This is a genomic window from Bradyrhizobium sp. LB13.1, from assembly GCF_054056815.1.
This window is the reverse complement of the sequence record NZ_JBSRYQ010000001.1, coordinates 6,526,051-6,539,571: the sequence shown is the minus strand read 5'-3', so window position 1 is coordinate 6,539,571 and position 13,521 is coordinate 6,526,051. Positions and strand designations below refer to the sequence as shown.

At 65.4% G+C, this 13,521-nt stretch carries 10 protein-coding genes, 1 other RNA gene and 2 pseudogenes; 9 read left to right on the top strand and 4 right to left on the bottom strand.

Annotated features, from left to right (window positions below):
• Positions 1–8 precede the first annotated feature (8 nt).
• Positions 9–1,808, top strand: coding sequence for an ABC transporter ATP-binding protein (locus ACVWYI_RS31630; RefSeq protein ID WP_456664115.1), 1,800 nt, complete (start codon positions 9–11; stop codon positions 1,806–1,808).
• A 58-nt stretch (positions 1,809–1,866) separates the two neighbouring features.
• Positions 1,867–3,271, top strand: a pseudogene (locus tag ACVWYI_RS31625) (MATE family efflux transporter).
• 173 nt (positions 3,272–3,444) lie between these two features.
• Here ACVWYI_RS31625 and ACVWYI_RS31620 read toward each other — a convergent pair.
• A complete protein-coding gene (locus ACVWYI_RS31620; RefSeq protein ID WP_456664114.1) occupies positions 3,445–4,188 on the bottom strand; it encodes a sulfite exporter TauE/SafE family protein in 744 nt (247 codons plus the stop codon).
• Positions 4,189–4,419: 231 nt separating this feature from the next.
• On the opposite strand from ACVWYI_RS31620, the gene ACVWYI_RS31615 reads away from it, so the two are divergent.
• Complete coding sequence (locus tag ACVWYI_RS31615; protein WP_456664113.1) at positions 4,420–4,683, top strand: hypothetical protein; 264 nt, start codon at positions 4,420–4,422, stop codon at positions 4,681–4,683.
• Positions 4,684–4,689: 6 nt separating this feature from the next.
• On the opposite strand, the pseudogene ACVWYI_RS31610 reads toward ACVWYI_RS31615, so the two are convergent.
• Positions 4,690–6,061, bottom strand: a pseudogene (locus ACVWYI_RS31610) (aminotransferase-like domain-containing protein).
• Between the two features lie 49 nt (positions 6,062–6,110).
• Here ACVWYI_RS31610 and ACVWYI_RS31605 point away from each other — a divergent pair.
• Positions 6,111–6,584: a DUF983 domain-containing protein gene (locus ACVWYI_RS31605; RefSeq protein WP_456664112.1), complete on the top strand. Its 474-nt coding sequence runs from the start codon at positions 6,111–6,113 to the stop codon at positions 6,582–6,584.
• Positions 6,585–6,764: 180 nt separating this feature from the next.
• Here ACVWYI_RS31605 and rnpB read toward each other — a convergent pair.
• An RNA gene (rnpB, locus tag ACVWYI_RS31600) (RNase P RNA component class A) lies at positions 6,765–7,191 on the bottom strand.
• Positions 7,192–7,340: 149 nt separating this feature from the next.
• Between rnpB and ACVWYI_RS31595 the strand changes: the two genes are divergently transcribed.
• Together ACVWYI_RS31595 and ACVWYI_RS31590 are read left to right on the top strand one after the other, a co-directional pair.
• On the top strand, positions 7,341–7,694 hold the full coding sequence (locus ACVWYI_RS31595; RefSeq protein ID WP_247347753.1) for a YciI family protein: 354 nt from the start codon (positions 7,341–7,343) through the stop codon (positions 7,692–7,694).
• Between the two features lie 22 nt (positions 7,695–7,716).
• A complete protein-coding gene (locus tag ACVWYI_RS31590; RefSeq protein WP_354104596.1) occupies positions 7,717–8,949 on the top strand; it encodes an RNA polymerase sigma factor in 1,233 nt (410 codons plus the stop codon).
• Positions 8,950–9,058: 109 nt separating this feature from the next.
• On the opposite strand, the gene ACVWYI_RS31585 is transcribed toward ACVWYI_RS31590, so the two are convergent.
• Positions 9,059–9,841, bottom strand: a complete 783-nt coding sequence (locus ACVWYI_RS31585) for an N-acetylmuramoyl-L-alanine amidase (protein ID WP_354104597.1) — start codon at positions 9,839–9,841, stop codon at positions 9,059–9,061.
• Positions 9,842–10,364: 523 nt separating this feature from the next.
• On the opposite strand from ACVWYI_RS31585, the gene rsmH reads away from it, so the two are divergent.
• The 3 genes from rsmH to ACVWYI_RS31570 are packed head-to-tail and all read left to right on the top strand — an operon-like array spanning position 10,365 to position 13,501.
• Positions 10,365–11,354, top strand: a complete 990-nt coding sequence (gene rsmH, locus ACVWYI_RS31580; RefSeq protein ID WP_354104598.1) for a 16S rRNA (cytosine(1402)-N(4))-methyltransferase RsmH — start codon at positions 10,365–10,367, stop codon at positions 11,352–11,354.
• A 3-nt stretch (positions 11,355–11,357) separates the two neighbouring features.
• On the top strand, positions 11,358–11,750 hold the full coding sequence (gene ftsL / locus ACVWYI_RS31575) for a cell division protein FtsL (protein WP_456648837.1): 393 nt from the start codon (positions 11,358–11,360) through the stop codon (positions 11,748–11,750).
• Entirely contained in the window at positions 11,747–13,501 is a 1,755-nt protein-coding gene (locus ACVWYI_RS31570; RefSeq protein WP_456664111.1) for a peptidoglycan D,D-transpeptidase FtsI family protein, read from the top strand. Before ftsL ends, ACVWYI_RS31570 begins: the two co-directional genes overlap by 4 nt.
• Positions 13,502–13,521: the final 20 nt, after the last annotated feature.

Genomic DNA, 13,521 nt, shown 5'->3' with positions numbered 1-13,521 from the left:
ATGATGCCATGACCGCTCTGTCAAAAAAGCCCGCAGCGATACGCGTCGTGCTGCCCTTCGTGTTCCGGCACTGGCTGAAGCAGCCGGGGCGTACGCTTGTCGTCGTTGGCAGCCTGCTGGGCGCGACCGCCGCCGACTTGTTCATGCCGGTATTCTCGGGGCACCTGATCGATGCCCTGACGCGCGGTCCGTCGGATTCCGATGCGCGTCACGCGGCGCTGGTCGCGTTCGGCGCCATCGTGGCGCTCGGCGCGGCCTCGATGGTGCTGCGGCTCGCAGGACTGCAGGTGATCGTGCCGTTCACGCTGAAGATCATGTCCGAGGTCGCGCAGGACGCGTTCATGCGCGTGCAGCGCTTCTCGACCGACTGGCACGCCAACTCGTTCGCCGGCTCGACCGTGCGCAAGATCACGCGCGGCATGTGGGCGCTCGACCTGTTGAACGACACCGTCCTGCTGGCGCTGCTGCCCTCGCTGGTCGTGCTGATCGGGTCGATGGTCCTGCTCGGCGTGCACTGGGCCTCGCTCGGCGGGGTGATCGCGCTCGGCGCGCTGGTCTATGTCACGATGACGGTGCTGTTCTCGACGCGCTACATCGCGCCGGCCGCGCGCGCCTCCAACGCCTGGGACACCAAGGTCGGCGGCACGCTGGCGGATGCGCTGACCTGCAACGCCGTGGTGAAATCCTTCGGCGCCGAAGCGCGCGAGGATGCGCGGCTCGCCCGCGTCATCAACCGCTGGCGCGTGCGCGTGCGGCGGACCTGGCTTCGCTACAACACCACCGCCATGGCGCAGCTCTCGCTGCTGCTGGTCTTGCGCGCCTCCGTGATCGGCGGCGCGGTGCTGCTGTGGATGTCCGGGCATGCCTCGCCCGGCGACGTCACCTATGTGCTGACGAGCTACTACGTCATCCACGCCTATTTGCGCGACGTCGGAATGCACATCAACAACCTCCAGCGCTCGGTCAACGACATGGAGGAGCTGGTGGCGATCCACGACGAGCCGATCGGGATTGCGGATGCGACGGGCGCGCGGCCGATTGCGATCGAGAGCGGCGAGATCGTGTTCGACGGCGTCACGTTCCACTATGGCGGCCATAGCGCGCCGCTGTACGACGGACTGTCGGTCACGATCCGCGCCGGCGAACGCGTCGGTCTCGTCGGCCGTTCCGGCTCCGGCAAGACCACCTTCGTCAAGCTGGTGCAGCGGCTCTACGACGTCACCGGCGGCCGCGTGCTGATCGACGGGCAGGACATCGCGCTGGCCACGCAGCAAGCGCTGCGCAGCCAGATCGCGATCGTGCAGCAGGACCCGATCCTGTTTCACCGCTCGCTCGCCGAGAACATCGCCTATGGCCGGCCCGGGGCCAGCGTGGAGGCGATCGAGCAGGCGGCGAGGCTGGCGAATGCGCACGACTTCATCCTGCGCCTGCCGAAGGGCTACGGCACGCTTGTCGGCGAGCGCGGCGTCAAACTCTCGGGCGGCGAGCGGCAGCGCGTGGCGCTGGCGCGCGCCTTCCTGGCGGACGCGCCGGTGCTGATCCTGGACGAGGCGACATCGAGCCTCGATTCGGAATCGGAGGCGCTGATCCAGCAAGCGATGGAGCGGCTGATGAGGGGCCGGACTTCGATCGTGATCGCGCACCGGCTGTCGACGGTGCGGAGCATGGATCGGATCCTGGTGTTCGACCGCGGCGAGATCGTCGAGCAAGGCACGCATGCCAAGCTCGCGGCCAAGCCAGACGGCATTTATCGCGGACTGTTCGAGCGCCAGGTGGTGGAGCTCGGACATCTCGCAGCAGCTGAATGAGTGACGCGCGGCCGGCGGACGAAGATCCGGAGGCTGCGTCGTCAAGGGGTGGGATGACATGAAAGACCTGACCAACGGCTCCGTCGCGAAGCACATCCTGGCCATGGCACCGCGCCCCGATCATGGTGGGCATGATCACGATCATGCTCTGCCAGCTGGTCGATCTGTACTTCGTCTCGGGCTTGGGCGATGCCGCGGTCGCGGGCGTGGCGGCGGCCGGCAATGCCGGCTTTCTCGTCAACGCGCTGATGCAGGTGCTCGGCGTCGGCTCGGTGGCGCTGATCGCGCATGCGGTGGGTCGCAGGGATCGGCCCGATGCCAATTTGATCTTCAACCAGGCGATCGTGCTGTCGGTGCTGTTCGGCCTGTTGACCCTGGTCGCAGGCGCCGCGCTGTCGCGCGCCTACATGCGTTCGGTTGCCGCGGATCAAGCCACGATCGAGGCGGGGACCAAATATCTGTTGTGGTTCATGCCGGCGCTCGCGCTGCAGTTCGCGACCCAGGTGATGGGATCCGCGCTGCGGGCCACCGGCATCGTACGTCCCGTCATGCTGGTGCAGGCGCTTGCGGTGGTCATCAATATCGCGCTGGCGCCGGTCCTCATTTTGGGCTGGGGCACGGGCCATGCGCTCGGCGTTGCCGGCGCGGGGCTGGCGAGTTCGGTCGCGGTGTTGATCGGCGTCGTGATGCTGCTTGCGTATTTCCGCAAGGTCGAGCGCTATGTCGCCTTCAATCCGGCGCAGTGGCGTCCGCAGGCGCACCATCTGAAGCGCATTCTCAACGTCGGTCTGCCCGCCGGCGGCGAGTTCGCGATGATGTTCATCCTCATGGCGGTGGTCTATTTCGTGCTGCGCGATTTCGGCGCGGCGGCGCAGGCGGGTTTCGGGATCGGACAACGTGTGCTGGGCCTGATCCAGATGCCGGCGCTTGCGATTGCGCTCGCCGTCGGGCCGATCGCCGGCCAGAACATGGGCGCCGGAAAAGGCGAGCGCGTGCGCGAAACCTTCGTCAAGGCGGCGCTGATCACCAGTGCCGTGATGATCGGCTTCATGTGCCTTGCTCAGTCGAAGCCGCAGCTCCTGCTCGCCGGCTTCTCGAACGATCGCGAGACCATGGAGGTCGCTTTCCTGTTCCTGCGGATCATCTCGCTCAACATGGTGGCGCAGGGCCTGATCTTCACCTGCTCGAGCATGTTCCAGGGCCTCGGCAATACCAAGCCTGTGTTGTGGAGCTCGGCAACGCGCGTGTTCACCTATTCGCTGCCGGCGATCTGGCTGTCGACGCGGCCGGGCTTTCGGATGGAGTACGTCTGGTACCTGTCGATCGCGGCAACCACGTTGCAGGCGGGCCTGAGCTTGTGGCTGCTACGCCGCGAATTCGGGAAGCGTCTGGTGGTGCACGAGGCGGCTCCAGAGCAGGCTGCACCCGAACCCGTGCCGTCTCCTGCACGCGCGCCCGCGTAGCGATCGCTTGTCCCCGCCCCACGGCTCCGGCTAATTTGCCGCGCCGTGGGGATGACGGCTGCAAGGGGCCAAATGACCGACTCGCATCTGTTCGATTTCGCCGGGAGCTGGATCTACGTGCTCGGCGTCGGCATTGCCGGCGGCATGGCGCTGGCCGCGAAGAAAATGCGGATTTAGTGCGTGCCAAAACTGTTCCAGACGAGGCCGAGGCCCGACAGAAACAACAGACCGAGCACGACATCGCCAAAATGCTTGTCGCTCAATGCGTGATAGACGCGCGCGCCGACCCATGCGCCGATCAGCGTGCCCGGAAATGCGACCACCGCGAGCCAGACGACCTTGAACTCAACAAGGCCCGAGGCCGTCTGCAACACCAAAGCGGTGGCGAGCACCGTGAAATTGAAGAGCTGGAAGATGCCGCGCCGCTCGTGCTTGTTCCAGCCGCGGATGTTGGCCCACAGGATTGGCAGCGGGCCCGACAATCCGGCGAGACCGCCAAGAATGCCGCCGGCAAAGCCGATCGCGCCGTCGGCGATCCGACCGCCGAAGGCAATGGCGAGCGGCTTCTTGTTGAGGTACAGCGCGCTCGAGAAGATCAGCAGCAGCACGCCGACGCTCATCTTGAACACTTTTGGATCGGCGGAGGCGACCAGCATGGTGCCCAGCGGCACGCCGATCAGTCCTCCGATCAGGAACGGCCAGACCAGCGAGACATCAAAACTCTTCCACATCGACGGCAGTGTCGAGCTCTGCGCGATCACCGAGCAGATCAGCACCAGGGGCACCGCGAGCGACGGTGGCAGCACGTAGAGCCAGATGCCGAGCGCCATCAGCGCCGTGCCGAATCCGGCAAGGCCCGAGACGAAGCCCCCGGCCAATGCGCCGAACAGCAGCAGCGCGTAGATGAGCGTATCCAACAGATTGTCCCTGTTATCTGGGCGATCCCGAACTGTTGATCGCCATCGCTCGCATAGCACAGCTGCGGCCGTGTCGGTCAATTTCAAAACTGCACGCAAGCGTGATCCCCGACGGCGGGCGTTCGCGAAAGACAGGCCCACATGATGCTCGTACTGCAATCTGGGGGTCCGCCCGACGCCATCATGCGGTTCGATCGGCCGGTCACCCGAATGAGAATATGGAGAAGGACGATGACCCGCACGAAGATTGCCGTTGCAGCCGCGCTATTGTCGGCGGCGACTTTGATGCCGACAATGGCGCAGGCGCAGTTTTCCGAGCCTGCGGCCTATCAGGCTGCCCATCCGGACCGCGATGTTCTGAATGGCGGCCAGCTCACGCCCGCCGCGCGCGCGGCCCGCGGCGAGACCGTTGCGCCGAGCGAGGCCTATGCGGCCTATCCGTCCCCCGTCGCGCCGGCTGTTCGCTCCCACCACCATCGCCGCCAGCATCGATAAGTATTGCTAGACGATCTGTCTGGTGTCGGCGGGCCTGTGCAGCGCGCCGACCAGGATGCGCAGCGCTTCGGTCAATTCCGCTCTGTTGCGCGCTGCGCCAAGCGAGACGCGCGCCGCGTGTGGCGCCGTCCCGTCGACGGTGAAAGCCTCGCCTGCGACCACTGCGAGTCCATTTCGCAACAGATGCGCTGCGACGTCGGGGCGGCCCTCCGGCAGCCGCAGCCATAGATGATGAGCTGCGGGGCTTGGCCAGAAATTGAAAACCCTTCAACGTCCGCTGTGCGAGCTGCTGGCGGCCGATCGCCTCGTTGCGAATGGCGGTGATGATGCGATCGGCGATGCCGGTCTCGATCCAATGCGTCACCAGCGCGACCATAAGCGGCGCCGGCATCTGCACGGTCGCCTGCAAATAGTTGCGCATTTCCTGCTGGGAGCTCTCGTCGGGCGTCACCAGATAGGCCACCCGTAGCGCCGGCGCGATGCACTTTGACAGCGTGGTCGCCAGATATGTCCGCTCCGGAATGAGATTGGCGATCGGCAATGCGGAGCGGTCGAGCAGACCGTAGGCGTCATCCTCGATCAGCATCGTATCGGCATCGCTGATGATCCTTGCAATGGCGCTGCGGCGCTCGGGGAGAAGCGTCGCGGTGGTTGGGTTGTGCAGCGTCGGGATGAGATAGACCGCTTTCGGCTTATGCGCGCGACACGCTTTCGCCAGCGCGTCAGGCAGGACGCCGCCGTCATCCATGGCGACGCCGACGAGCTTGACGCCGAGCCGCGCCGCGGCGGCCTTGATGCCGGGGAAGGTGAGCGCCTCCGTCAGCACCACGTCGCCGGGCCTGGCGAGATGGGCGAGCAGGTTGAACAGGATCGTCTGCGTACCGGGAAAGATCACGAGCTTGTCGGCATGCGCGTGCGGAACGCGTGCGCGCATCCAGCGCGTTGCGACCGCGCGCTCATGTGCGCTGCCGCCGGGCGGCTGGTAGTTGAGATGCGCGGTCAGGCCCGATTGCGCGCGGATGGCCTCGAGCCCTGCGATGATTCGCTCGTCCAGCTGCGCTTCGAGCGGATGCGGCGGCACGTTCATCGAGAGGTCGATCGCGACGGGGTGCGGCAGATCGACCGCGCGGCGCGCGCTGGTCTCGGACACGAACGAACCCTGGCCGACCCGGGCTTCCATGATGCCGCGGCGGCGTGCCTCGGTATAGGCGCGCGTCACCGTGGTGAGGTCAATGCCGAGCGCTTTTGCGAGGGCGCGCTGCGTCGGGAGTTGCTGCCCGCGTACGAGGCGGCCCGCGGCGATGTCGGCCTCCATGGTATCGACGATGCGTTGATAACGCGGGCCATTCAGCTCCGAGATTGTAGGAGTCCAATCCATGCAATTTGAGCCCATATCCTTTGAATGTATGGATACAAGATAGTATTGTATGGATCAGCGGAAAGGAAGAGGTGCTGTCATGGCAACCGGTTCAGTCTCGCTCACGAAAGCGATGTGGCGCGGTTTCGTGGGCAAATGCCCGAATTGCGGCGAAGGGCATGCGTTCGGCCGTTTCCTGAAAGTGGCTGACGCCTGCGACCATTGCGGCGAGGAGCTGTTTCACCAGCGCGCCGATGATTTTCCGGCCTATCTCGTGATGGTCGTCGTCGGCCATCTCGTGGTCCCGGCGATCCTCGCGGTCGAGACCGCCTATGCGCCGGCAGTCTGGTTGCAACTGGCGGTGTGGCTGCCGGTGACGCTGTTCGCTTCGCTCGCGCTGCTGCAACCGACCAAGGGCGCCATCGTCGGGCTGCAGTGGCAGATCGGCATGCACGGTTTTGAGCCAGGCAAGCTGCGGCGCGAGGCCGGTCAGCTTGCACCCGTCTTCGTGAAAGCCGATCCGCGCGCGGCCTGGAGGCCGTAGCGTTTACATCGCGCGACTGGCCGCTACACCGAACGTCACGGCGCCAGAGGCGCTGATGGCGGTGTTGCAAGAGATCGTCGGATAACGAGCCCCAAAATGGTGAGGGGCCCGATGCGGTCAGCATCGAACCCCTCGTCACTTCTTGGTAGACACGTTTTCTTCTGCTCGAAAACGCTTTAGAATATCAGCCGGCCTGTAAGCCGGGTTCTGTAAGGCATCGTCCGCTTGCGCGAACGATACGTGACGGCCATTCCTCTGGGACCATGTTTGCACATGGCCTCGAGCAACCTACCCGGACGGCGGGCCTGACATCGCCCCGCGGCGTTATCGCTTTCGCGAACAGCCCGCTACGCCGTCCCTATTCGGTTTTGCTCCCGGTGGGGTTTACCATGCCGGCGCCGTTGCCGGAGCCGCGGTGCGCTCTTACCGCACCTTTTCACCCTTACCCTGCGAAGCCCGAAGGCGAAGCAGGGCGGTTCGTTCTCTGTGGCACTTTCCCTGGGGTCGCCCCCGCCGGACGTTATCCGGCACCGTATGTCAAGGGAGCCCGGACTTTCCTCCCCGGCGGCCTTTCGGCACTTACAGGGGCGGCCGTCCGGCCGACTGACGGCTTACGCATGGAGCATTTGCGACGGTTCCGTCAAGCCGATATCGCCGCGCACGCGACCTTCAGATAATTTATCCTGAACATGTCGTTTGGTGCGTGCCCCGTTCGACTGGATGTCGGTGATCCCCCGAACACACAGGAGTGAAGCGATGCAGTATCTGCTGATGATCTACCAGAATGAGGTCGAATACGCGAAGAACGACGCTGCCACGGCCCAGAAGATGATGAGCGAATACCAGGCCTTCACGCAAGGCATCATCCAGAGCGGCAATTTCAAGGCCGGCGACCGGTTGCAGCCGACCACGACCGCGACGACGGTCCGCGTGCGCGACGGCAAGACGCTGACGACCGACGGCCCGTTTGCCGAAACGCGCGAGCAACTCGGCGGCTATTATCTCGTGGAGGCCAAGGATCTCGATACTGCGATCGAGATCGCGTCCCGGATTCCGTCGGCGCGCATCGGTTCGATCGAGGTGCGGCCGATCTGGGTCTACGACAAGTGATGGCGCAGCCGCGCATCGGCGCATGACACTGTCCGAGATCGACAAAATCTTCCGCGACGAGGCGGGGCGGGCGCTGGCCACGCTGATCCGCCTCGTCGGCGATTTCGATCTCGCCGAGGATGCGCTCCAGGACGCCTTCGCGGTTGCGCTGGAGCACTGGCCGGCGGGCGAGTTTCCCGACAACCCGCGCGCCTGGCTGGTCAACGTCGCCAAGCACAAGGTGATCGACCGGATTCGCCGGCAGGCCGTCTTCCGCGGCAAGCAGCAGGCACTTGTGCACGAGCTCGAGCTGAACGCGCAGGCGACCGACGAGCCGTCGGCGATGCTCGACGACGACATGCTGCGGCTGATCTTCACCTGCTGCCATCCCGCGTTCGCGCCCGAGGTCCAGGTCGCGCTGACGCTGCGCACCGTCTGCGGGCTCTCCACCGCGCAGGTGGCGCGCGCCTTCCTTGTCGGTGAGGAGGCGATGGCGCAGCGTCTCGTCCGCGCCAAGCAGAAGATCAGGCTCGCCGGCATTCCCTATGAGGTGCCCGAGCGCGACACGCTGGTGCCGCGGCTCGACGGTGTACTCGCCGTGATCTATCTCGTGTTCACCGAAGGCTATGTGGCGACGTCGGGTGCGGATTTGATGCGGCCCGATCTCGCGGCCGAGGCTATCAGGCTCGGCCGTTTGCTCGATCGTCTGCTACCCGATCGGACCGGCATCAAGGGCCTGCTGGCGCTGATGCTGCTGCACGATGCGCGCCGCGCCGGGCGTGAGACCGCCGCCGGCGATATCGTGCTGCTGGAAGAGCAGGACCGCTCACGGTGGGACCGTGCACAGATCGAGGAGGGCCTGCGTATGGTGGACGACGCGCTACGCGTGCCCGGCCGGCCGCAGCCCTATGCAGTACAAGCCGCGATCGCCGCACTGCATGCGCGTGCGCCGAGCTATGAGCAGACCGACTGGCCGCAGATTGCCGGGCTCTACGAGGTCCTGCTACGCATCAACCCGTCGCCGGTGGTTGAACTGAATCACGCGGCGGCGGTGTCGATGGTCGACGGACCGGCACGCGCGCTCGATCTGGTGGATGCGATCGCCGCCCGCGGCGGGCTCGATGGTTACGAGCTGCTGCCGGCGGTGCGGGCGGATCTGTTGCGGCGGCTCGGCCGGAAGGAGGAGGCGATGGAGGCGTATGCTACGGCGACGGAGGCGACGCAGCTCGAGCCGCTGCGACGGCTCTACGCGCGAAGAGTGAGGGAGATGAACTGAGTTTCCGTCATCGCCGGGCTTGTCGCGGCCATCCACGTTCTTCCTGCGCGACAAAGACGTGGAAGCCCGGGCATGACGGAGCAAGAGGTCATGTTGTCGAAGACGTCAGCTATTTTGACGCGACCACCGTCCCCTCGGCCGGCAAGCTCCCCAACAGCGCCTGCAAGGTCGACAGGGTGGAGTGATCCGCGACTCCATCCAGTCGCGCCGGCCGGAAGTGCCGCTGAAACGCGGTGACGACTTCCATCGTCCCGGCGTCGTATTTGCCGGTCAAGGGAACGCCGTAGCCGTATCTGGCGAGCGCCTGCTGCAGGCTCAACACCTCGTCGCTGATGGTGCCGAGCATCAGGCTCTCGCCGCGCACGACCGGCGCGGGCGTGACCCAGTGGCCGACGCCTGAATTGGCCAGCGAATGCCACGGAAATTTTTCGCCGGGATCCTTCTTGCGCGCGGGCGCGACGTCGGAATGGCCGAGCACCCGGTGCGCGGGCACCTTGCGACGGAGCATGATGCCGCGGCACAGCGCGATCACGGCGGCGATCTGGCGCAGCGGGTATTCCGGATAGCCCCAGTCATGGCCGCGATTGACGATCTCGATCCCGATCGAGCAGGAGTTGATGTCATCCTGGCCGCCCCAGGACGAAACGCCGGCATGCCAGGCGCGCCTGGCCTCCGGCACACATTGCACGATACGGCCGTCTTCCAGCACGACGTAGTGCGCCGACACCTCGGTGCCCGCGGAGCAGAGCCGCGCCAATGCACCTTCGACGTCGGGCATGCCGGTGTAGTGCAGCACGATCATATCGGGCTGCCGGCCCTTGTTGCGGTCGCCATGGTTCGGTGAGGGGATGATGTCGGAGACGATCGAGGAATCCGGCTCGAACGTCCGCATGTTCGCCGCGGCCTTGGGAACCGGGAGAACGCGTTGACGCTTCGAATCAGATCCAGACGGCGTGGACGAACCGGACGACATAAACAGCTCGAGACAGACAGAGAGTGGGCCAAGCCCTTCTCTTTACTATTTCTTTACCCTCCACCGTGCGCAATCGGGAGACGGGGTTAACGGGTGCATTTTGGCGCAGGTGTGTGGATGCAGCATCACCGTCGCGTCAGCTTTTCGACTTGTCACGAGCCGATCAACGCTTTCTTAACGCTAAGGGCCGTTACTGAGAGATGAAGAGCCGACCCGTGTCCGGAGGCGGCCAAAGCGTATTTTGGCTTGAAATCCCATGGCTGCCCGACAAATTCCACTGGGAACACTGGGTTGGCGGCTCAGGGTCACCGGGTTCGGCAACCATCCTGGACGGGGGTTGGGTCGTGGAACCGCCGCGACGCGGAATCATGCGAGGCGTTATGAGCTTGTTCGTCCCCGATCTCGCATGGACGTCCGGCGGGGCGCTCGGCAGGCTTGGCGCATGAACTCGGCTCCGCACATCCCCGTTCTTGGCCGCGAGGCGGTCGACCACCTCGCCCCGCGCGAAGGCGGCCTTTATGTCGACGCGACCTTCGGTGCCGGCGGCTACAGCCGCGCGATTCTCGACGTGCCGGGAACCCGTCTGATCGCGATCGACCGCGACCGCACCGCAATCGCAGGCGGCGCCGAGCTGGTCGAACGCTCCGCGGGCCGGCTGACGCTCGTTGAAGATCGCTTCTCCAACCTCGCCGAGATCTGCGCGGCTCAAGGCGTCGATGGCGTCGACGGCGTCGTGATGGACGTCGGGGTATCCTCGATGCAGCTCGACCAGGCCGGCCGCGGCTTCTCCTTCCGTCTCGACGGTCCGCTCGACATGCGGATGGGGCAGGCGGGACCGACCGCAGCCGACGTCGTGGCGCGTGCCTCCGAAGGCGATCTCGCCGACATCATTTATCTCCTCGGCGAAGAGCGGCATTCGCGCCGCGTTGCCCGCGCCATCGTCGCGGACCGGCAGGAGACGCCGTTCACGACCACGCGCGCGCTCGCCGATCTCGTCGGCAGGGTGGTTCGTTCCAAGCCCGGCGATATTCACCCGGCGACGCGGACGTTCCAGGCCCTGCGCATCTTCGTCAACGAAGAGCTCGAAGAGCTTCAGACCGCGCTTGCCGCGGCGGAGCGTGTGCTCAAGCCCGGCGGTCGCCTCGTGGTCGTCTCGTTCCATTCGCTGGAAGACCGCATCGTCAAGAATTTTCTGGCCGAGCGTAGCAAGACCGGTGGCGGCTCACGGCATCTGCCGGAAGTGTCGCAGGCTGTGCCCAGCTTCCAGCTTTTGACACGGCGGCCGGTGATCGCAGGCGAAGACGAGGTCGCGCAGAACCCGCGCGCGCGGTCTGCAAAACTGCGCGCCGCCGAGCGCACCTCGGCGCCTGCGCATGACGATGGCGAGCAATCGCCCTGGCCAAAACTCTCCGACGTCATGAGAGGTGGCTAGCGCATGCGCTTCATCCACCTCCTCGTCATCGGCGCGCTGGTCTTTGCAGCGGCCTATGTTTACCGGATCAAGATGGACTCCACGGCGCGCACCGAAAAGGTGCTGCGGCTGCATGCTGAAATTCGCGAGCAGCGCGACGCCATCGCGGCGCTGCGCTCCGAATGGGCCAAGCTCGACGCGCCCCTGCGCCTGCAAGGCCTGTCGGACCGGCATCTGCAGCTCAAGCCGGTCAACGGCACGCAGTACGATTCACTGAAGAACCTGCCCGAGCGTCCGCCGCGGATGTTCAGGCCGGGCGAGCCGGATCCGATCGGCGCCATGCTCAACACCATCGAAGCCGCGAGCGATCCCGACACGGTGACGGGCTCCGTGCCTCAGTCCGAGGACAAGCAATGAGTGCTGTGACCCCGGCCAAACCTGCAGCAAAGCCGGCTGAGCCCTGGCGGCAGCGTCTGATCCGCAGCCTGCTTTATGGGCGCAACGTCGATCGCGCCGCGAAGGCACGCGCGCGCGTCGGCCTGGCGATGCTCGCCTTCGTCGCGGTCTACGCCCTGATCGGCGGCCGGCTCGTGATGTTCGCGATCGGCGCCGACGCCCACGGCGCGCGCCGCGCCGCGGCGCAGGAGGTGGTCGCGACCGCGCGGCCCGACATCATCGATCGCAACGGCGCGATCCTCGCGACCGACGTCAAAGCGTCGAGCCTGTTCGGCGAGCCGCGCCGCATCATCGACAAGGATGAGGCGATCGAGCTCCTGACCGCCACCGTGCCCGACCTCGACGAGGTCGAGGTTCGCGAGCGCCTGTCGTCGCGCAAGGGCTTCGTCTGGCTCAAGCGTGAGATCACGGCGAAGCAGCAGCAGGACATCCACAAGCTCGGCATTCCCGGCATCGGTTTCCTGCGCGAGAACAAGCGCGTCTATCCGACCGGCAACGAGGTCGCCCACCTCATCGGTCTCGTCAACATCGACAACCAGGGCATCGCCGGCATGGAGAAGTGGCTCGACAATCAAGGGCTGGCCGATCTCCACCGCGCGGGCTTTGCCACCGACCGGCTGCAAAAGCCGATCGAGCTCTCGGTCGATCTGCGCGTCGAGCACGCACTGCGCGACGAGCTCCTGAAGGCCAAGGAGAAGTACCACACCAAGGCCGCCTCCGGCATCGTCTCCAACGTCAAGACCGGCGAGATCGTGGCGATGGTTTCCCTTCCGGACTTCGATCCCAACAATCCGAAGGAAGCGCACGACCCCGACCGCATCAATCGCCTGACCACCGGCGTCTACGAGATGGGCTCGACCTTCAAGGCGTTCACGCTGGCGATGGCGCTCGATTCCGGCAAGATCAATTTGAACTCGATGTGGGATGCACGGGGAAACCTGCACTACGGCAAGTTCACCATCCATGACAGCCATTCGCTCGGACGTTTCATCAACACCAAGGAAGTGTTCACGTTCTCGTCCAACATCGGTGCCGCGCGGATCGCGCTCGGCCAGGGCGTCGAGGCGCACAAGGCGTTCCTCGCCAAGATGGGCCAGTTGACCCGGCTGCGCACCGAGCTGCCGGAGAGCGCGGCTCCGCTGATACCGCGACGCTGGGGCGAGCTGAACACGGTCACCATCGCGTTCGGCCAGGGCATGTCGGTGGCGCCACTGCAGGCGGTGATGGGCATCAACGCGCTGGTGAACGGCGGCTATTTGATTCCGCCGACCTTCATGAAGCGCACGGAGTCCGAAGCGGCGGCGATGGCGAAACGCGTGATCAAGCAGGACACCAGCGACAAGATGCGGTTCCTGATGCGGCTCAATGCCGAAATCGGCACCGCCAAGACCGCCGACGTCAAGGGTTACTACGTCGGCGGCAAGACCGGCACGTCCGAAAAGGTCATCAACGGCCGCTATGCCAAGAAGCGCGTGCTCAATTCCTTCACCGCGATCATGCCCTGCGACGACCCGAAATATCAGATCCTGATCATGCTGGACGAGCCTCAGGCGATTCCTGAAACGAAGGGTTTCATCACCTCTGGTTGGAACGCGGTGCCGACCGGCGGCAAGGTGATCGAGCGGATCGCGCCGCTTCTGGGCATCGAGCCGCGGTTCGACCTGCCGCCGTCCGAGCGCCTTATTCTTGCAGCATCCAGGACAACCCAGTAATCAACCGGGTGGGCCGTTGC